Origin of the sequence: Bifidobacterium saguinibicoloris, from assembly GCF_019331725.1 — a bacterium.
Classification (GTDB): Bacteria; Actinomycetota; Actinomycetes; order Actinomycetales; family Bifidobacteriaceae; genus Bifidobacterium; species Bifidobacterium saguinibicoloris.
This window is the reverse complement of record NZ_JAHBBF010000018.1, coordinates 22,620-44,457: the sequence shown is the minus strand read 5'-3', so window position 1 is coordinate 44,457 and position 21,838 is coordinate 22,620. Positions and strand designations below refer to the sequence as shown.

Below are 21,838 nucleotides of genomic sequence, written 5' to 3'. Positions count from 1 at the left end.
ACACATCATGTCTACCCCGCTGTGGAAGCGCGTCATCGCCCGCGTCCTCGAAGGCCTGCTGGCCCTCATCTTCATCTCCCCGCTGATCTGGGTCGTGGTCAGCTCCTTCAGCCCCCAGGCCGGTTCCGCCCAGTCCAAGGGCTGGGGCGTGGCCAACTACCTGACCCTGTTCGGCTACCAGGAGGGCCTGCCCAAGTACCTGTTCAACTCCATCGTCGTCAGCGCCGTGGCCGTGGTCTTCTCCGTGGTCGTCTGCACGCTCGCCGGCTACTCCTTCTCCCGCTTCGACTACCCGGGCCGCAACCTCGGCTTCATGGTGACCCTGTCCATCCTCATGGTCCCGTACGCCTCCCTGCTGATCCCGCTCATGGTCTGGTTCAAGGACATCGGCCTCAACGACACCCTACTCGGCGTCGGCCTCGTCATCACGCTGTTCCAGTTGCCTATGTCGACGTTCATCATGCGCAACGCGTTCGACGCCATCCCGAAGGACATGGAGGAGGCCGCTATGGTCGACGGCTGCAACTCCTTCCAGGCCCTGTTCAAGATCCTGGTGCCGGTCGTCAAGCCGTCCATGGTCACCGTCGGCCTGCTGGCCTTCCTCGAGGCGTGGAACAACTTCATGATCCCGCTGTACTTGAGCTCCTCCGCGAAGAGCACCCTGCCGCTCGCCATGGTGAACATGCGCCAGCAGACGATGGGCGTCATCGACTACGGCGCCACCGAAGCCGGCGTCGTGGTGCTGCTCATCCCCTGCGCCATCCTGTTCCTCGCCCTCCAGAAGTACTACGTCAAGGGCTTCATGGCTGGAGCGGTGAAGGGCTGATGCCCTTCAGGGGAGCCCGGTGGGCTCACCGGCCAATTCAATCCATCACCACGGCTGTGGCGCGTGATACGCCGCGCCACAGCCGTTCATCGTGAAAGGTCAATCATGAAGGTAACGATTACCTCCCCGTTCTGGAAGCAGCGCCGCGACCAGATCGTCGAGTCGGTAATCCCGTACCAGTGGGGCGTGATGAACGACGAGATCGACACCGTCGTTCCGGACGACCCCGCCGGCAACCAGCTTTCCGACAACAAGAGCCACGCGGTGGCGAACCTCAAGGTGGCCGCGGGCGAACTCGACGACGAGTTCCATGGCATGGTGTTCCAGGACTCGGACGTCTACAAGTGGCTGGAGGAGGCCGCGTACGCGCTGGCCTACCATCCGGACCCGGAGCTCAAGGCCCTGTGCGACAGGACGGTGGACCTCATCGCCCGCGCCCAGCAGCCCGACGGCTACCTGGACACCCCCTATCAGATCAAGTCCGGCATCTGGGCGGAGCGTCCGCGCTTCTCGCTCATCCAGCAGAGCCACGAGATGTACGTGATGGGCCACTACATCGAGGCGGCCGTCGCCTACCACGAGGTCACCGGCAACGAGCAGGCCCTCGACGTGGCCAGGAAGATGGCCGACTGCCTGGACGCCAACTTCGGCCCCGAGGACGGTAAGATCCACGGCGCCGACGGCCACCCGGAGATCGAACTGGCCCTCGCCAAGCTGTACGACGTCACGCACGAGCAGCGCTACCTGACGCTCGCCCAGTACCTCATCGACGTGCGCGGCCAGGACCCGAAGTTCTATGACAAGCAGCGCGAGGCCATGCACGGGGACAACATCTTCCCGGATCTCGGCTTCTACAAGCCCGAGTACTTCCAGGCCGCCGAACCGGTGCGCAAGCAGCAGCACGCCAACGGCCACGCGGTGCGCGTCGGCTACCTGTGCACCGGCATCGCCCACGTCGCCCGCCTGACCGGCGACGAGGACCTCATGGAGACGGCGAAGCGCTTCTGGCGCAGCATCGTCACCAAGCGCATGTACGTGACCGGTGCCATCGGATCGACGCACGTGGGCGAATCGTTCACCTACGACTACGACCTGCCGAACGACACGATGTACGGCGAGACGTGCGCGTCCGTGTCGATGAGCATGTTCGCGCAGCAGATGCTGCTCGCCGAGCCGAAGGGCGAGTATGCGGACGTGCTGGAGAAGGAGCTGTTCAACGGCTCGATCGCCGGCATCAGCCTCGACGGCAAGCAGTACTACTACGTCAACGCCCTGGAGACCACGCCCGACGGCCTGGCCAATCCGGACCGCCACCACGTGCTCTCGCACCGCGTCGACTGGTTCGGCTGCGCCTGCTGCCCGGCGAACATCGCCCGTCTCATCGCCTCCGTGGACCGCTACATCTACACGGTGCGCGACGGCGGCGCCACGGTGCTCAGCCATCAGTTCATCGCCAACGAGGCCGCGTTCGACAACGGTCTCGCCGTGACGCAGGAGTCGAACTTCCCGTGGGACGGCCACGTGCCCTTCCATGTGTCGCTGCCGGCGGACGCCGCCGCCCCGGTGCGGTTCGGCGTGCGCATCCCCGCATGGTCCGCGTCCGCGTTCGCGCTGAAGCGGGACGGCGAGCCCGTCGCCGCCTCCGTCCAGGACGGCTTCGTGTACTTCGACGTCGCGCCGGGCGATGCGTTCGCCCTCACGCTCGACCTGGACATGTCCGTCAAGTTCGTGCGCGCCAACTCGCACGTGCGCTCCGACGCCGGCCAGGTGGCCGTGATGCGCGGCCCGTTGGTGTACTGCGCCGAGCAGGCCGACAACGAGGGCGATCTGTGGTCGTACCGTCTGGCCGACGGCGTGACCGGCGTGTCCGCTGACGTGGCGTTCAAGCCGGATTTGCTGGGCGGCGTGGACACGATCGCGCTGCCGGCGGTGCGCGAGGAGGCCGATGACGACGACGCCCCGCTGTACCTTCCGGCCGACGAGCCGCGCAAGGGCAAGGCGACGACGCTCACGCTGGTGCCGTACTACTCGTGGGCGAACCGCGAGCTGGGCCAGATGCGCGTCTTCCAGCGCCGATAACGCGTCCGTGCCGTCCCGTCCGTGCGGGCGGAACGGCTTCCGCGGCCGGCCGATACCTCCGCTCGGGGGTGTCCGCCGGCGGAACGGCAACTATTCTTGCGGTTTTGGAAGGCCGGGGTGTCGACGCCGACGTCTCCCGGAGCCGCGGGCCGGACGGCGAGCGATTGGAGCCGTGAACCGCCCGGGGAACGAGGCCTCCCGCATGGGGTTGCAAACCCATGCGGGAGGTTTTTTCATGCGCGCAACGGTGCATCGGGTGGAGGCGGGTAGGCGAAGCAACGCGGGTTCCATTCGGGATGGGGCGCGGCGCGGGTCAAATCCGCGGCTAGGACGTCCGTTTCTATAGAATCGGGCGTGTGTGCCGTCCGTCTGCCGCCTGAAGTGTCCGTTTCTATAGGATTGGGCGTGTGTGCTGTCCGTTTGCCGCCTGAGGCGTCCGTTTCTATAGAATCGGGCGTGGCGCGGGTTTGATTGTTGGGTGGATTGTCCGTTTCTATAGGATTGGGCGTGGCGGGGGGTTGATTATCGGGTGGGGCATCCGTTTCTATAGAATCGGACGAATGGTCAACAACGATCAGCATTTGGGCCGCGATGCGACGAAGATGTCGCATTCCGTGTGTTCATGTTCGTTTCACTGTTGGTTTTGGGCGGTGACACGCGCGGCGGTACCACTTCCGAATGTGAAAATAGTCTGCGAAAGCGGCGAGTTATTTGAGTTATTGCTGGTGTGATTACTTGTGATTGCTGAAGAAAACTTGAGAAAGCGCATTCGCATTGTTATCCTGAAGCCATCTTGGCCGGTTCGCTCCAATGACGTCATAGAACCGGGTGGGGGACTTGTTCCACGCAAAAGGGTACACACTGACGGACACGTGCGCCTTGGCAGGGATGCCGGGATGCGCAAGAGGACCGGGGAGGAAGTTTCGGCATCGGCTTTCGCCTGATACGGAGGATGCGCGCCACTGCGGGCACGAATCGGCCGTGACGGGCGGGGACGCGGGCGCCGGGAACCGGGACCTGCCGCGCGATGACGCACGCCCGTCAAGGGAAGGAAGGGCCATAGCACCTATGGTTACGCACAGTTCACACCACGTGGCGCGCAGATCGGCGACGATACTGCTCGCGGGCGTGCTCAGCGTGGGGATGGTCATGCCATTCACCACATCCGCCTACGCGGCGGACGGCGTCAGCCGGCCGAACACCTCGCTCGGGTTCCCGACGTTCAAGGGCGCCAAGGATCCGATTCCGGCGGTCGACGGCCTCGCCACGAACACCATCAGCCCGGCGAACAGCTACCTGCAGCAGATCTTCGACAAGGACAAGGCCAACGGCGCCGGCACCGACACCAAGCACGACTTCTGGATCGACCGCATGCTCACCCGCACCGGCACCGACCCGCAGCAGGTCTCCGGCGCCCCCGGCTTCCAAGGCCCCTACGGCCCGGAGAACTGGGTCGCCCAAGGCGAGGACGCCAACGGGAACAAGTACTCGTACAATAACCCCGACGGCAACGGCTACCTGTTCACCCGCGGCCGCGCCGCTTTCATGTACACGTACGATCCGTCCGTCATCGGCTTCGGCGGCAACCTCGCCTACTGGGATGTGACCGACCAGGAGGGCTACGACATCACCGCCACCGTGGACGGCCAGCAGGTCGCCCTCACCGAGGACGGCGCGCAGCGCAAGCAGACCCCGAGCTACTGGACCAGCGTCTACACCAACGCGGACAAGTCCCTCACCGTCACCGTCGTCAAGTACATCACCAACAACAACGTGCTCGTCACCGAACTCCAGCTGACCGGCACGAAGACGCAGGACGTGACCCTCACCGCCAACGCGCCCCTCGCCACCACCGCCGAGGGCGACGAGCTCACCGGCCGCTTCGCCGCGAAGAACAACCTGACCACCGTGTACCCGCGCTTCTCCGGCAACGGCTTCACGCCTCAGGACGGCAAGCTCGTGAGCACCGTGCACGTGACCGCCGGCGCGAAGGACCCCGTGCGCACCAAGGTGCAGCTGGGCCTCGTCACCGACGAGATCCCCGCCTCCCGCACCGAATACGAGGCCACCCGCACCGGCGACCGCAAGGACCCGGCCGCGAGCTACACCGCGCACGTCACCGAATACAACCAGTGGTGGGTGGACAACATCCCCTACATGGAGACGCCCGAGCACAACATCGACAAGACGCTGTTCTACCGCTGGTGGCTCTCCCGCTTCAACTACCTCGACGCGGACATCCCCGGCGGCCCGATGGCCTTCCCGACCTCCATCGAGGGCGTGCTCGGCTACAACAACGCCATCGACCTGACCGTCGGCATGTTCATCGATGACCTCAAGTGGATGCGCAACCCCGAATACTCCTACGGCCCGTGGCTCAACATGGGTGAGAACGCCCGCAGCAACGGCCAGTACCGCGACAACCAGGCCGACCCGCAGAACTGGGGCGCCAGCCACACGCAATGGATCAGCGAAGCCGCGTGGAAGTCGTACCAGATCCACGGCGGCGACGCGGACATCGCCCAGAAGTTCGCCGACTACGCGTACGGCGACACCAAGGGCCAGCTCGCCGCGCTCGACTCCGACGGCGACGGTCTGCTCGACACCAACTGGAACGCCTGGACGGGCAACGACGCCGACGCCGTCTCCTTCGACGAGGTCAGCGGCGCACGTCTGGACCGCGCCGAAAGCGCCACCGTGTACGCGGGCGCCAAGGCCGCGGCGGAGGCCTACCGCGAGGTGGGCGGCGCCGAGAACGAGGCCAAGGCCAAGGAGATGGACGAATACGCCGCCAAGGTCAAGAACGGCGTCATCGACAACCTCTGGGACTCCAAGGACAAGCTGATCCGCCACCAGTTCGCCAACGGCGCCAAGAAGGACCAGCAGGCGAAGTACAAGGAGATTAACAACTTCACGCCGTACTTCACCGACCTCATGCCGGCCGAGGGCGACTCGGACTACAACGACGACTACGAGAGCGCCCTGCGCCTGCTCGCCGACGCCGACCAGCACCCGGTCTTCCCGTTCGCCACCGCCAACCAGGCGGACGACAAGCTCGTGCGCGAACTCGGCAAGAAGCCGACGAACAACTTCTCCGTCATCAACTCCACGCTGTACTTCCGCATCTACTCCGAGGCGATCCGCAAGTACCACGCGGCCGACAAGGGCTACGTCACCCCCGAACAGTTCAAGCAGCTGCTCTACTGGAACGCCTTCGCCCACTACCAGGGCGGCGACAACCAGCTCATCGACCAGAACGAGTTCTGGAACAACGCCTCCACCGAGAACGGCGGCAAGGTCCAGTACCGCTCCTGGATCCACCACACCCAGCTCGGCACCACGAACTGGACGATGGTCGAGGACGTGGCCGGCGTGCGCACCCGCACGGACAACAAGCTCGAGCTGTACCCGATCGCCATCCCCGGATGGAACCACTTCATCGTGAACAACCTCAGCTACCACGGCAAGAACCTCACGGTGGTCTGGAACAACGACGGACACTACACCGACGCGCCCAAGGGCTACAGCGCCTACGTGGACAACAAGCTCGTCTTCACCTCCGACAAGCTCGCCCACGTGGTCTATGACCCGACCACCGGCAAGGTGGACGTGCAGGACAAGTCCGGCGCCAAGGTGACCAACACCGCCACCGCCGACCTGCCCGACGCCAAGGGCGTGGTCTACAAGTCCACCGACCGCGTCACTCAGGTGCTCGCCAAGGCCGGCGTCGACGCAGCGAACGACGACAAGAGCACGGAGAACCTGGCCAAGGGCGCCGACGTCGAAGCCACCTACGAGGCGGACAAGAACAACGGCGCGGCCAAGAACGCCGTCGACGGCACCACCACGAACGTCAAGTACTGGTCCACGAAGGGCTCGCCCAACAAGACCGACACGCTCACCGTGGACCTCGGCAAGGAGCAGACCGTCGACGACGTGCGCCTCTTCTTCTACAAGACCACCACGTCCGCCACGGACGCCGGTCTCGCCGAACCGCAGATGTACACCGTCGAATACCTCGACAAGGACGGCACGTGGAAGGCGGTGCCCGACCAGACCCGCACCCCGGCCATCCCCGCCGGCAATCTCAACCGAGTCCAGTTCTCGCCCGTGACCACCTCCAAGCTGCGCGTCACCGTGACCCCGCAGCCCGGCTACGCCGTGGCCCTCAAGGAGTTCGAGGCCTACAACACCGGTGAGAAGGCCGAAGCGGCCGGCAACACCGCGCCGAGCGTCGACGCCTTCATCAAGGACACCCGCGTGGGCCGCGTCGAGATCAGCGGCACCGTGAAGGACGACGGCCTGCCGAACGGCACGCTCTCCACCGAATGGAGCGTCGTCTCCGCGCCGGAAGGCGGCGAAGCGACCTTCGAGAACGCCAAGTCGGTGACCACCACCGCCAAGTTCTCCAAGGAAGGCGCCTACGTGCTGCGTCTGACCGCCTCCGACGGCGACAAGACCAGCTCGTTCGACCTCACCGTCAACGCCACCGTCTCCGACGGCACCGTGAACGTCGCGCCGAACGGCACGCCGTCCGCCAGCTACACCGCCACCAGCTGGTACAACATCAAGACCGTCAACGACGGCAAGATCGTGTACAACCAGAACGAAGGCTACTCCACGAACGCCTGGGGCACCTGGCGTCAGGACAACCAGGCCAGCGAATGGCTGCAGTACGACTGGGACACCCCGCAGCGCCTCACCAAGGCCGCGGTCGCGTTCTGGTACGACGGCGGCGGCACCATGGTGCCGAAGAGCTGGAAGCTGCAGTACCAGAACGACAAGGGCGAGTGGGTGGACGTGCCGCTCAAGGCCGGCACCGGCTACCCGGCCAAGGGCGACCAGATGAACAACGTGGAGTTCGCCTCCACCATCGTCACCAGCAAGCTGCGCGCCGTCTTCAACGCCAGCGGCAGCTACTACGGCATCGCCGTCTCCGAGTTCGAGGCCTACGCCGAGGACCCGCTGGGCGTGGACCCCGTCGAGGTCTCCGTCAAGACCGGCGAACAGCCGAAGCTGCCCGGTGAGGTGAGCGTCTACTACGGTGACGGCACCCGCCAGTCGCTGCCCGTCACCTGGGACAAGATCGACGCCTCCAAGCTCGCGCAGGACGGCGACTTCACCATCGCCGGCACCGTCAAGGGCTCCTCGCTGCCCGCCGAAGCCCGCATCTGGGTCCGCTCCTCGCCGGGCGTGACGATGAACGCCACCGTCGACGCCGAGCAGACCGTGTACGTGGGCGCCAAGTCCATCACCCTGCCCACGCAGGTGATCGGCGTGTCCAACTCCGGCGACAACCACATGCTGCCGGTCGAATGGAACGCGGACGACGTCAAGGCCATCGACCTCAACAAGGTCGGCGACTACGTCGTCAACGGCACCGCCACCAGCGACATCAACGCCAACGACAAGCCCGCGGCCAAGCTCACCGTCCACGTCATCGAAGGCAAGGGCGGCGACACCCCGCAGCCCACCCCGGCCAACAAGACCAAGCTGGCCGCCAAGATCGCCGAAGTGGAAGGCGAGAAGCTGGACGAATCCAAGTACACCGCGGATTCCTGGAAGGCCTACGCCGACGCGCTCGCCGCCGCCAAGACGGTGAACGACGACGCCAACGCCACCCAGAGCCAAGTCGACGACGCGCTCGCCAAGCTGACCGCCGCCCGCGACGGCCTCAAGGAGGGCGTGAACAAGAGCAAGCTGACCGAGGCGGTCGACAAGGCCGCCAAGACCGACCACTCGGCCTACGCCTCCGACAAGCTCGACGCGCTCGACCAGGCGCTCGCCGACGGCCAGCGCGTGCTCGCCAACGCCAACGCCGCCCAGGCCGACGTCGACAAGGCCGTCAAGGCCATCGACGACGCCATCAAGGGCCTCGGCGACAAGCTGGCCGACGCGCCGCGCAACGTCGCCAAGGACGCCAAGGTGGTCCCGTCCTACGTGACCAGCTGGAACAAGGCCGAAGCCGTCAACGACGGCGAGGTGGTCTTCACCCCGACCGGCAGCACGGACACGGACAACCCGAAGGTCTGGGGCACCTGGCAGGCCGCCAACCCGGCCACGCAGTCCCTCGAGTACGACTGGGAGAACCCGGTGAGCCTGGACAAGGTCTCCACCTACTTCTGGTACGACAACACCGCCGACGACACGTCCGCCAACGTGCCGCTGCCGAAGGGCTGGTCCGTCCAGTACTTCGACGCCGAGGCGAACGACTGGAAGGACGTGACCCTCGAGGATGGCGAGCAGTACACGGTGAACAAGGACAAGGCCAGCACCGTGTCCTTCAAGCCGGTCACCACCGCCAAGCTGCGTGTGACGGTCAACGCCAACACCGACGGCACCAAGTACGCCGCCATCGGCGTGAGCGAGATCGCCGCCTACGCCGCGCCCGAGACGCTCGTCACCACCGAGCTCGACAAGGCCGTCACCACGGCCGAGTCGCTCAAGGCCGAGGACTACGTCTCCGGCTGGGATGAGCTCCAGACCGCGCTCAAGGCCGCCAAGGACGTGCAGTCCAAGGTCGCCGCCGGCGACAAGACAGTCGACCAGGCCGCCGTGGACGCCGCCGCGAAGGCCCTGAACGACGCCATCGCCGCGCTGAAGAGGCAGCCGGTGAAGGTGACCGAACTCGCCATCCAGGGCGCGCCGGAAGGCACGCTCAAGGTCGGCGACACCGCCACGCTCACCGCCGTCGCCAAGCCCGACGACGCGGCCGACAAGACGGTGACCTGGACCTCCGGCAAGCCCGACGTGGTGTCCGTCGACGAGAACGGCGTCATCACCGCCAAGGCCGCCGGAACCGCCACGATCACCGCCACCGCGAACGACGGAAGCAAGGTCTCCGCCTCCGTGGACGTCACCGTGGAGGAGAAGGGCGAGCCCGGCCCGGAGAACCCGGACCAGCCCGGCACCGACACCAAGCTGGACAAGCTCAACGACGCCATCGCCAGGGGCGAGGCCGTGGACCTCGGCAAGTTCACGCCTGACTCCGCCAAGGCGCTCGGCACCGCGCTGAGCCGCGCGAAGGCCCTGCGTGACGCCGTGAAGGCCGGCCAGAGCGTGGACCAGAAGGAGCTCGACCAGGCGGCCGCCGCCGTCGACGACGCCATCAAGGCGCTGGTCCCGCTGCCGGACAGCCAGCAGCCCGGCGCCCAGGGCGGCCTGAACGGCCAGGGCAACGGTGCCGCCGGCAACGGCGGCAAGCTGAGCCGCACCGGCGCGACGGTCGGGGGAGTGGCGGCCGTGGCCGTCATCGCCCTGCTGGCCGGAGCCGGCACGGTGATCGCCCGTCGCCGTCGCCGCGACTGACGGACGGACGGGCCGTCGGTCCGACGGCCCGCACCGTCCTCCCCGTCCGATCGGATGAGGCGCCGGGTCCTCCTCGGCCCGGCGCCTCGCCTCCCCTCGGACTTCCGGACGCCGCAGGCGTCGCCCTCGACCTCGGGGCGGCGCCTGCGGCGTCCTTCGTCTTCGTGCGTGCGTCTTCGTACGTGCGTCCCTGTGCGCAATCGAACATCCGATGACGTGCGATTGCGTACGGAAACGTTCGGTTCCGTGCGGTCCGCGATGACGCGACACGCGCGGTGTGAACGCTCACGCATGCGAAAACTATGTGCGAAAGCTTGAAATTACATAGCTTTGTTCTTGCCGCAACCCTTGTCAAACCTTGTGAAAGCTTGAGAAAACGTATTCGCGCCATTAAGATAAGGGACACGTTGGCATCGGTGGCTCCAATCTACAGACTGATGGCGCGTACTTGTTCCGCATAACAACGAAGCAATGTGACATCGGGGTGAAGAAGCCCGTACGTCACCTGACAAGTCCACACGAGGAACCGGAACCGGGCGTAACAAATGCGCGTAGGCCGGCAGTGGACGGAGAGGTCCACGTGCACATGCACAAGAAAACGAAGCAGCGGTGGCTCGCGTCCATCGGCGCGCTGGCCGCGGCGGCGACGCTCGCCACAGGCGGCGCCGTCAGCGCGCAGGCGGCGGACGCCGGCAGCATCGCCCACCCGAACGCCGACGTGGCGTACCCCACCTTCACCGGATCCAAGGACCCGATGAAGACTGCGGAGAACACCACCGCCTACAACCCCGCCACCAGCTACCTGGCCGAGACCTTCAAGAAGGACCAGGCCAACGGCGCCGGCACCGACACCGACCACGACTTCTGGATCGACAAGATCCTCGCCCGCACCGGAGCCCAGCCCACCGGCAAGAGCTCCAACGCGAAGGGCGACTACACGTACGAAGGCTCCGACGGCAACAACTACCTGTTCACCCGTGGCCGCGCCGCCTACATGTACAGCCACAAGCCGGGCCAGCTCGGCTTCGTGGGCGACACCGCCTACTGGGACCAGACCAGCCGCAACGGCTTCACCGTCACCGTGAACGGCGAGACCCTCACCGAGGACAGCTCCCAGCGCAAGCAGACGCCGAGCTACTTCAGGACCGTCTTCACCAACAAGGACAAGACGCTCAGCATTACCGAGGTCAAGTACATCACCAACAACAACGTGATGGTTGCTAACCTCACGCTCACCGGCACCAAGGGCGGCGATGTCACGCTCACCGCGGCGTCCCCGTTCGCCACCACCGGCGCGGACGGCGCCACCGAGCTCACGGGCCGCGTCAACGTCAAGAACAACCTGACCACCATCTACCCGCGCTTCTCCGGCAACGGCTTCGCCGTCAAGGGCGGCAAGCTCGTCAGCACCGTCAAACTCGAGGCGAACAAGGCCGTCACCACTAAGCTGCAGCTCGGCCTCATCGCCAACGAGCTGCCGGACTCCACCACCGAATACGAGGCCCGCTATACCGGCGACCTCAAGGACCCGGCCGCCTCCTACAAGGACTCCGTCACCACGTACAACCAGTGGTGGGTGGACAACGCCCCCTACGTGGACACCCCCGAGGACAACATCGACAAGACCGTCGTCTACCGCTGGTGGCTGAGCCGCTTCAACATGCTCGACGCCAACATGCCCGGCAACACGTTCCAGTACCCGACCTCCATCGAAGGCGTGCTCGGCTACAACAACCAGATCGTGCTCACCTCCGGCATGTTCATGATGGACACCAAGTGGTTCCGCAACCCCGAATACTCCTACGGCACCTGGCTCTCCGCCGGCGACACCGCCAAGAAGGGCAAGAGCGGCTACTACTACTACCACGACAACCCGGGCGACCCCGCCAACTGGAACCACTCCTACACGCAGTACATCACGCGCGCCGGCTGGGACTCCTACAAGGTGCACGGCGGCCCGTCCACCGTGGCCGAGAAGCTCGCCGACCAAGGCGCCGAGGACGTGCAGGGCCTGCTCAACTCCAAGAGCGAGCCGGACAACAACGACAACCAGAACAACAACGGCAACAGCCTCATCGACTGGTCCTGGTGGTCCATGACCGGCAACGACGCCGACGCCGTCTCCTTCTCCGAACCCGGCCGCTCCGGCCAGCGCATGGACCGCGCCGACGGCTCCGCCAACATGTGGGCGAACGCCAACGCCGCCGCCCAGGCCTACAAGGCCGCCGGCGACACCGCCAACGCCGAGAAGATGCAGAAGATCGCGGACGGCATCAAGTCCGACGTGCTGAACAACCTGTGGGACAAGTCCGACAACCTCCTCAAGCACAAGTGGCTTTCGGACAACGCCTTCGCCAAGTACAAGGAGATCAACAACTACTACCCGTACTCCGAGGGCCTCATGCCCACCGGCGACGAGAACTACAACAAGGCCCTGCGCCTGTTCGCCGACTCCGACGAGTTCCCGATCTTCCCGTTCTTCACCGCCAACCAGGCGGACAAGGCGGCCCTGAACTTCCCGGGCTCGAACAACTTCTCCATCATCAACGCGCAGCCGCTGCTGCAGGTCTACTCGGCCGGCATCCGCAACTATGACGCGAACACCAACGGGTACATCACCAACGAGCAGTTCAAGAAGCTGCTGTACTGGGTGGCGTTCGCGCACTACCAGGGCGGCGACAACAACTACCCGGACCAGAACGAGTTCTGGAACGAGGACAACAACAGCGTCGGCGACCTCAACGGCGATGGCAAGGTCAACAACCAGGACAAGAACCTCGATGCGGCCCAGAACGGCGGCAAGATCACCTACCGCTCCTGGATCCACCACACCCAGCTCGGCACCACCAACTGGACGATGGTCGAGGACGTGGCCGGCATGGTCCCGCGCGAGGACAGCAAGATCGAGCTCAACCCGATTGAGATCCCCGGCTGGAACTACTTCACCGTCAACAACCTCAGCTACCACGGCCAGGACGTGTCCATCGTGTGGGACAAGGACGGCAGCCACTACGGCGGCCCCGCCGGCTACAGCCTGTACGTGGGCGGCAAGCTCGCCTTCACCTCGGACAAGCTCACACACCTCATCTACGACCCGTCCACCGGCGCCGTGGAGGACGTGGCCAAGTCCGGCGCGACGATCACCGGCAACACCACCTCCGAGGTCAAGGAAGCCAACCAGGTGACCTTCTCCTCCACCGACCGCGTGACCGACCTGCTCGCCAAGGCGGGCACCAACGTCGACTCCGCCTCCAAGAGCCAGGAGAACGTGGCCAAGGACGCCGACGTGGACGCCACCTACGCCAAGGACACCACCAGCTACCCCGCCAAGAACGCCGTGGACGGCCGTACCGTCATGGAATCGTTCTGGGGCACCAAGGGCTCGTCCAACGCGAAGGACAGCATCACCGTCACCTTTAAGGGCGGCGCGAAGACCATCGACGACATCCGCCTCTACTACTACCAGAGCTCGTCCAGCCAGACGATCTCCGGCTATGCGGAGCCGGCCAACTACAAGCTGGAATACCTCGCCGACGACGGCACCTGGAAGCCGCTGGCCAACCAGGTGCGCACCCCGAACTACGCGGGCGCCAACTATAACCGCGTCCAGTTCGACGCGGTGACCACCAAGGCAATCCGCGCCACCTTCACCCCGCAGGCCGGCATGGCCGTGGGCCTCAAGGAGATCGAGGCGTATAACACCGGCATCAAGGCCACTGGCTCCTCCGAGAACCAGGCGCCCGAGGTCGACGCCTACGTCGACTCCTCCACCTCCTCCGGCGCGAAGGTCGTCGGCACCGTGAAGGACGACGGCTTGCCCGCTGACGGCGACATCACCACCAAGTGGGAGCTCGTCTCCGGCCCCGAGGGCGGCACCGCCAAGTTCGCCGACGCCACCGCCGCCAGCACCACCGTCACCTTCAACAAGGAAGGCGACTACGTGCTCAAGCTCACCGCGTCCGACGGCGAGAAGGAATCCTCCAAGGAGATCACCGTCCACGGCATCCCGTCCGACGGCACCGTGAACGTGGCCCCGCAGTCCTCCGCCAGCGCCAGCTACACCAACGGCTACCAGCCGAAGGACAACGCCAAGAAGGTCGTCGACGGCCAGGTGGTCTACACCAACACGCCGAACGAGACCTGGAACAACTGGGGCGACAACACCGGCGTCGAGCCGTGGCTGCAGCTCAAGTGGGCCGGCAAGGTCCCGCTCAAGAAGGCCAAGGTCTTCTTCTGGACCGACGGCGGCGGCGTGCCGATGGCCACCAGCTGGAAGCTCCAGTACGTGGACGGGAACGGCGACTGGCAGGACGTCAAGCTGGCCGACGGCCAGTCCTACACCGTCAACCAGAACGAAGGCAACGAGGTGAAGTTCGCCGAGACCGTCGAGACGGACAAGCTGCGCATTGTCTTCCCGAAGGGCGCGATCGTCGGAGCCTCCGAGTTCGAGGCGTACGCCATCGAGCCGGTGAGCGTGGACGAGGTCAACCGCATGGTCCAGAAGGGCAGCAAGGCCTCCGACCTCAACCTGCCGAAGACCGTGAGCGCCACCTACACCGACGGCTCCCGTCGTGACCTCGCCGTCACGTGGGGCAAGGTGACCGACGACCAGCTCGCCGTCGACGCCACCTTCGACGTCAAGGGCACCGTCGCCGGCGCTCTGAGCGGCACCGTCGCGCACATCGCGGCCCGCTTCGACGCCAACGCGCAGACCACGGGCGCCGCCCAGCCGGTCGAGCAGACCGTCTACCAGGGCTCCAAGTCCGTCAGCCTGCCCGCCACCGTCCCGGTGAAGTTCCCGAACGGCTACAACGACGACCGCAAGGTCACGTGGAAGGACGCGGACGTCAAGGCCATCGACCTCACCAAGGTCGGCGACTACGAGGTGTCCGGCACCGTCGACGACGGCTCCTCCTCCTCTGCGGCCAAGCTCACCGTCCACGTGGTGGCCGACCCGAACGGCTCCACCACGCCCGAGCCCGAACCCGAACCGTTGACCGGATGGATCGAAGGCAAGGCCACCAAGACCACCGCCTCCGCCGAAGCCAGCTGGTCCAAGGCCGAAGGCAAGCTCAACGACGGCGTCGTGGTGGACGACTCTTGGCCCACCGAGGACGACCAGGACGTCAACGCCAAGGTCTGGGGCACCTGGGGACAGGCGAAGGACGGCATGTACGCCCAGTACGACTGGGGCCAGGCCGTGACCGTCGACTCCAGCCGCGTCCAGTACTGGGCCAACTTCGCCGCCACCGACGACGCGAAGGGCGGCCTCGAGACCCCGGACGCCTGGAAGATCCAGTACCTCGCCGAGGACGGCACGTGGAAGGACGTCACCCCCACCAAGGACGGCACGTGGAAGGACGTCACCCCCACCAAGGACGGCGACTACACCACCGTGCGCAACTCGCCGGCGGCCCTGGCCACCGAGAACGACGGCTGGAGCACCGTGACCTTCGAGCCCGTGACCACCAAGTCGCTGCGCCTCGTGCTCACCCCGCACACCGGCACCGGCACCTTCGGCACCGCCGTGGCCGAGTGGGGCGTGCACGCCGCCGACAAGACCGAGCCCGAACCCGAGCGGGTCGACAAGACCGCCCTCGCGTCCGCGCTCGCCGCCGCCAAGGAGCAGGTGAAGGGCAACTTCACCGCCGCCTCCAAGGCCGAGTTCCAGAAGGTCATCGACGCCGCCCAGGCCGTGTACGACAAGGCCGACGCCACCGCCGAAGAGGTCGCCGCCCAGGTGACCAAGCTCGAGGACGGCCAGAAGGCGCTCGTCGCGCTCGCCACCGACGTGGAGAAGTCCACGCTGCAGGACGCCATCGACGACGCCCAGGCCAAGGTCGATTCCGGCAAGTACACCGACAAGACCGTCGAGGCCCTGAAGAAGGCCATCGAGGCCGCGCAGGGCGTGCTCAAGGGCGACGAGGCGGGCGAGGTCACCCAGACCGCCGTCAAGGACGCCTCCGCGGCACTCGACAAGGCCGTCAAGGCCCTTGACGAGAAGCCGTCCGGTGAGACGGTGAACCGCAACGACCTCCAGGCATCCATCGACCAGGCGGCCAAGGCCGACAAGTCGAAGTACACCGACGAGGCGTGGGCCAAGCTGCAGCAGCAGCTTGAAGCCGCCCGCAAGGTGCTCGCCGACGCCAAGGCCTCCCAGAAGGACGTCGACGCCGCGCAGGATGCGCTCGACGCCGCCTACTGGAACACCAAGGCCGAGGAGAAGCCCGGCTCCCAGCAGCCCGGCGTGACCGACCAGAACAAGAACGACGGCAAGGGCGTGCTGTCCAAGACCGGTGCGGCCGTGACCGCGCTGGCCGTGGCCGCCGCGGCCCTGTTCGCCGCCGGCGCGTTCGTCCTGGCCCGCCGCCGCAAGGCCTGAGGCGCGTAGGCCTGTAGCGGCCTCGTAGCGGCATAGGGAAGGCCCCGGAACCAAGTCATTCGGCTTGGTCCGGGGCCTTTTCGCGTCCGTTGTATCGGTTGTGACCGTTGCGTCCGATACGTCGGTTTCGTCGGCTGTGTCTATTGCGTCCGTTACGTCCGATCCGGTGGTCGTGCGGCGGCCGTACGCGTACGGCCGTACGCGTGCGGCCGCGACGCCCGCTACCGCAGCGGCAGCGTGGACTCGCGTTGCACCAGACGGCACGGCACGTATTCGACGCCGTGGTGCGGATGTCCGTTGATGGCGTCGAGCAGCTTACGTGCGGCGATGTGCCCGATCTCCTCCATGGGGTTCACGATCGAGGTGAGCGGCGGCATGGAGTCGAGGGTGAGGACCTGCCAGTCGTCGTGCCCGATGACGGCCACGTCGCGCGGCACCTCGAGTCCCTCCTGCCGCAGCACGGTGAGGCATCCGCGGGCGATCTGGTCGTTCTGGCAGACCACGCCGTCGAAGTCGACGTGCTGGTCGATGAGCAGGCGCGTGGCCGCGCGGCCCCAGCTTTCCGACCATTCGTTGAAGCGCACGGGGCCGACCGGTTCGAGGCCGGCGTCGTGCAGCGCGGCCATGGCGCCTTTGAGGCGGTCGGTGGCCGCGTCGAATGTCTCGCTGCCGCCGATGATGGCGATCCTGCTTTTGCCGCAGGAGATGAGGTGTTCGACGGCGAGCCGTCCGGCCTGCACGTTGTCGTAGGTGACGGAGCATTCGTTCGGGTCCTCGCTCGGGGCGAGCGCGTAGACGAGCGGCACGTTCGTGTTGTTTCTGAGCGAGGGGCGCGGGTTGGTCTCCTGTCCGGCGATGAGCACGCCGTCCACGTTGCGCGAGACGAAGAAGTCGAGGCCGTTGCGTTCCAGCTGCGCGTCGCCGCGCGCGTTGTTGAGCAGCACGGTGTTGGAGGTGCCGCCGAGTTCGTCCTCGGCGCCGATGAGGATCGGGATGCTCCAGCGCCCGATGAGGTCGGAGGTGATGACGCCGATGGAGTCGGAGCGTTCGGCCGGCGGTACGGCCGCCGGCGCGGTCTCGGTGATGTAGCCGACCTTGCGGGCGGCGGCGAGCACCTTGGCGCGCGTGGTCTCGCTCACGCGCGGCTGGTGGTTGATGGCCTTGGACGCGGTGGCCAGCGATACGCCCGCGGCCGCGGCCACGTCGGCCAGGGTGCTTTTGCGCGGTGCGGTGCCCTCGTAGGCTTCGGCGGTCATCGGTGTGCGTCCCTTCTGCATGGTGCTCGTGCGTGTCTTCCGGTTCCGGGCGATGCGGGCCCGTGGTCCGGGGTTGCGGGCGGCCTCCTTCCGGGCGCCCGGCGTCCGTCCCATTGTAGCGTCACCCCGCGGCCGTGCGAAAACGATGAAATGTCATGATGCAAGTAACGAAATCCGCGAAACAGGAGGTATGGGTGCATTACCGGTCCGGCCGGCGGCCGTATGCCGGCGGAACGATTACCATGGAGGGCAGCATACAAGCGGCCACATGACCAGAGGGGAGCAGCGGCATATGGCGTACATGGACCACAAGGACCTGGCGAACGAGACCATCGAACCGGAACGCGCACGGCAGATCGCGGACGGCGTGCGCCGCACGCTCGACGAGATCGCCTCCGCCGAGGAGGCCGCCGGCCGCGAGGTCGGCTCCGTGAAGCTCCTCGCCGCCACCAAGACGCGCGACGTGGGCGAGATCCTCACCGCCATCGACGCCGGCGTGCGCATGATCGGCGAGAACCGTCCGCAGGAGGTCCAGGCCAAGGCGCTGGGACTGGCGAAACGCCTCGAGGAGCGCGGCTACACGCTCGGCGCCATCGAGGACGGAACCGCGGGGGCCGGGGCGGCCGGCGGAGCAGCCGCGGTTGCAGGATCGAACGGAACCGCGGGGGCGGACGCCTCACGGCACATCCCGTTCCACCTCATCGGACAGCTGCAGGCGAACAAGATCGGCAAGGTGCTGCCCGTCGTCGGCACCATCGAATCGGTCGACTCCATCGAACTCGCGGAACGCATCTCCCGCCGCGCCGTCATGCGGAACATCACCGTCGGCGTGCTCCTCGAGGTCAACGAATCCGGCGAGGAATCGAAGAGCGGATGCCCGCCGAGCCACGCCATCGACCTCGCGAAACGCATCGGCGCGATGGGCGGGCTGCGGCTCGAAGGCCTCATGACCATCGGCGCGCACGTGGACGACGAGCGCACGATCCGCGAAGGCTTCGCGCACCTGCGCCGCACGCGTGACCAGATCCTCGCCTCCGGTGCGGACGGCACCGCCGGCTGCAGGGAACTGTCCATGGGCATGACGAACGACATGGCGCTCGCCATCGCCGAGGGTTCCACCATCGTGCGCGTCGGCACCGCCATCTTCGGACCCAGGGCGTTCATCTGATGGGCGGCGGTGCGCATGGCGGTGGCCGTGACGGTGGGTGCGGCGATGGACGCTGCGGGCGCGGCGACGCGCTAGGCGACGTCGTCCGCGTGCATCTGACGGTGCACGGACTGGTGCAGGGCGTCGGATACCGGTACTTCGCCTACCAATCGGCCATCGAGACCGACGTGACCGGCTGGGTGCGCAACCTGTGGAGCGGCGACGTGGAGGCCGAGGCGCAGGGGACGCGCGCGGCCGTGGCCGCGTTCGTCTCACGGCTCAAAGTCGGCCCGAAATGGGGACACGTGGACGATGTCGACGCGGAGCTCGTCCGCGTGGAACGCGGCGAGAGCAGCTTCCGCGTGCGGAACTGAGGGTCGGAATCGACGTTTGCGGTCGGAGCCGGCGGCCGGAGCCGGTTCCCGTATCGGGTCGCAGGCGGAACCGGCGGACGTTGACACGGCGGGAGTATGCTGGGAGGCGAACGGCGGCGGTCCGGCCCCATCGCAGGCGCCGCATGGCAGACGTGAAGCAGTGGAACCGGCGCGCGGCGAGGAACGCGCGCGATGCGGGACGTCGCACGGCGAGGAGGGCGCTATGACCAATCCGTACAACTATCCGAACAATCCCAACGACCCGAACGCATACGGCCAGCTGTATGGCCAGCAGCCGTACGGGCAGGGTGCGGGACAGGCGCCGTACGGCCAGCCTGGTGACGCCTACGGCCAACCGCAGTACGGCCAGCCGGCGTACGGACAGCCCGCGGGGGCCTACGGAGCCGGCGCGCCCGGCGCCCCCGGCGCGTACGGACAGCCTGCGCCCGGCGCCCCCGGCATGGTGCAGGGCCCGTACTACGGCCAGCCGCAGTACTATCAGGAGCCCAAGTGGAACGGCATGGCCATCGCCGGCTTCATCTGCTCGTTCTTCTTCGCGCTGATCGGCCTCATCCTGAGCATCATCGGCATGAAGCAGACGAAGGAGACCGGCGAGAAGGGCCACGGCCTCGCGCTCGCCGGCGTGATCATCAGCGCCGCGCAGATGATACTGGGCCTGCTGTTCGTCATCATCATGATCGTCGCCGGCATCGGCGCCGCCAGCTCGTACGACTCCTACGACTACGACGACTACAGCGACTACGACGATTCCGACTACGGCTACGAATACGACTACGGCGACACCACCGACACCACGTCGTTCGTGACGGCCGCCAACGCGGCGAACGCACGCGGCGACGCGCTCGGCCGCGTCATCGCCGACGCCTACGTGGCGCTCCCGCAGCGCTGACGCGGCGTCGGACGGGAACACCGACAGGGAACGCTGACAGGGAACGACGCCGGGAAACAGATACGGAAGGCTAGACTGAACACCATGAGAATCGCACGTTTTTCACTGAACGACACCCCGCGCTACGCCTTCGTCCAGACGGACGAGACGGACGGCAAGGACTACCTCGTCGAACTCGACGGCCATCCGCTGCTCGGAGGACAGGTCGCCCCCACCGGCAAGCGCTACGCGCTCGACCAGGACGGCATCCGCCTGCTCGCGCCGGTCCTGCCCTCCAAGGTGTACGGACTCGCCAAGAACTACGAGGCGCACGCGCAGTTCATGCACGAGGCCGGCCACAGCGAGATCAAGCACGCGCCGGAGGACATGGTCATCTTCACCAAGCCGTCCACGTCCGTGATCGGCCCGGACGACCCGATCGTGTACCCGCCGTGCTCGAAGGACATGAACTTCGAGCCGGAGCTCGCCGTGGTGATGGGGCGCGTCGCGAAGAACGTGCCCGTCGAGAAGGCGATGGACTACGTGCTCGGCTTCACCTGCGTCAACGACGTGACGCTGCGCGACCTGCAGGGCCTCGACCCGACGTGGACGCGCGCCAAGGGCTTCGACACGTCCTGCCCGCTCGGCCCGTGGATCGTCACGCGCGACGACGTGAACTGGCGTGACGCGCACATCTCGTTCACGCTCAACGGAGAGGACGTCGAGATGGCGTCCGGCACCACCGCGAACCTCATCCACGGCATCCCCGAGCAGATCGCCGCGATCAGCTCGTTCTCGACGCTGCTGCCCGGCGACGTCATCATGACCGGTACGCCGAACGCCTCCGGTCACCTCGATCCGGGTGACGAGGCCATCGTCCACGTCGAGGGCGTGGGCGATCTGCGCAACGTCATCGTGCGTGCGTGAGCCACCGGTACGTCTGATTCATTCGATTTCATTCGGTGCAGGGGCGTCCGTGATCCGACTTCGTGTCGGATTGCGGACGCCCCGTGTATGTGTTCAATTGGGTGTTGAGGTAGTCACGTAGTTTTTTCGGGTTTAGGCAGAAGGCATGCCGACCACCCCGCTGTAATTCCAACGTTTCCGGAATTGTTGCGGGGAACGCTAGCTGTTCTTTTCTTGAGGGAGTCAGGTCTCGGAAACGGTAAGGGAGAAGAGGAGTGAGGGGGCATCATCTGGAAACTCTTGGAGTGCTGACGTTCTGAATGATGACTGCTAGAGGTAAGCATGTCTACTTGACGGCAGATAGCACAACAGCCTTACTTGGCGTGCAGGTCAGGCCATGGACTGGGCAACAGTTCGTCGAGCGTGACGCCCAGCACTTGGGCGATCGCCATGATGTTCTTCAGGCTGGGATTTGCCGGCGTCCCCGGCATGGATTCGCCTTTCTCGAACTTCTGATAGGTGTATCGGCTCAAACCGGCCTCATATGCCACATGTTCCTGAGACAGGCCACGGGAAATGCGAAGTCTCTGCATGTTCAGCCCGAGTTCTCGGACATACTGGTTCCAAGAACCCGAAGGCGTGTTACGTGGCATATCCCGAAAGATACGAGT

The 21,838-nt window shown here is 66.1% G+C and carries 10 protein-coding genes; 8 read left to right on the top strand and 2 right to left on the bottom strand.

Annotation, left to right across the window (positions count from 1 at the left end; genetic code table 11):
• Positions 1-7: 7 nt before the first annotated feature.
• The 4 genes from KIH78_RS09530 (at position 8) to hypBA2 (ending at position 16,595) form a co-directional block, all read left to right on the top strand.
• A complete protein-coding gene (locus tag KIH78_RS09530) occupies positions 8-826 on the top strand; it encodes a carbohydrate ABC transporter permease (protein WP_214313830.1) in 819 nt (272 codons plus the stop codon).
• A 105-nt stretch (positions 827-931) separates the two neighbouring features.
• Positions 932-2,905, top strand: a complete 1,974-nt coding sequence (locus KIH78_RS09525) for a glycoside hydrolase family 127 protein (RefSeq protein ID WP_219132161.1) — start codon at positions 932-934, stop codon at positions 2,903-2,905.
• Positions 2,906-3,973: 1,068 nt separating this feature from the next.
• Positions 3,974-10,213, top strand: a complete 6,240-nt coding sequence (locus KIH78_RS10775) for an Ig-like domain-containing protein (protein WP_219132160.1) — start codon at positions 3,974-3,976, stop codon at positions 10,211-10,213.
• A 586-nt stretch (positions 10,214-10,799) separates the two neighbouring features.
• Positions 10,800-16,595: a beta-L-arabinobiosidase HypBA2 gene (hypBA2, locus tag KIH78_RS09515; RefSeq protein ID WP_219132159.1), complete on the top strand. Its 5,796-nt coding sequence runs from the start codon at positions 10,800-10,802 to the stop codon at positions 16,593-16,595.
• Positions 16,596-16,816: 221 nt separating this feature from the next.
• Here the strand turns inward: hypBA2 and KIH78_RS09510 are convergent, their stop codons facing one another.
• Positions 16,817-17,851, bottom strand: coding sequence for a LacI family DNA-binding transcriptional regulator (locus KIH78_RS09510; RefSeq protein WP_214313838.1), 1,035 nt, complete (start codon positions 17,849-17,851; stop codon positions 16,817-16,819).
• A 301-nt stretch (positions 17,852-18,152) separates the two neighbouring features.
• On the opposite strand from KIH78_RS09510, the gene KIH78_RS09505 reads away from it, so the two are divergent.
• The 4 genes from KIH78_RS09505 to KIH78_RS09490 all read left to right on the top strand — a co-directional run bounded on the left by KIH78_RS09505 (position 18,153) and on the right by KIH78_RS09490 (position 21,188).
• The gene (locus KIH78_RS09505; protein ID WP_219132164.1) at positions 18,153-19,019 is read left to right on the top strand and encodes a YggS family pyridoxal phosphate-dependent enzyme; all 867 of its coding nucleotides are present in this window, start codon (positions 18,153-18,155) and stop codon (positions 19,017-19,019) included.
• Between the two features lie 89 nt (positions 19,020-19,108).
• A complete protein-coding gene (locus tag KIH78_RS09500; protein ID WP_338024140.1) occupies positions 19,109-19,372 on the top strand; it encodes an acylphosphatase in 264 nt (87 codons plus the stop codon).
• A 223-nt stretch (positions 19,373-19,595) separates the two neighbouring features.
• Positions 19,596-20,282 (top strand): DUF4190 domain-containing protein, encoded by a 687-nt coding sequence (locus tag KIH78_RS09495; RefSeq protein ID WP_219132157.1) that lies wholly within the window; start codon positions 19,596-19,598, stop codon positions 20,280-20,282.
• A gap of 84 nt (positions 20,283-20,366) precedes the next feature.
• Positions 20,367-21,188, top strand: a complete 822-nt coding sequence (locus tag KIH78_RS09490) for a fumarylacetoacetate hydrolase family protein (protein WP_219132156.1) — start codon at positions 20,367-20,369, stop codon at positions 21,186-21,188.
• Between the two features lie 353 nt (positions 21,189-21,541).
• Here the strand turns inward: KIH78_RS09490 and KIH78_RS09485 are convergent, their stop codons facing one another.
• Entirely contained in the window at positions 21,542-21,820 is a 279-nt protein-coding gene (locus KIH78_RS09485) for a helix-turn-helix domain-containing protein (RefSeq protein WP_219132155.1), read from the bottom strand.
• Between the last annotated feature and the right edge of the window lie 18 nt (positions 21,821-21,838).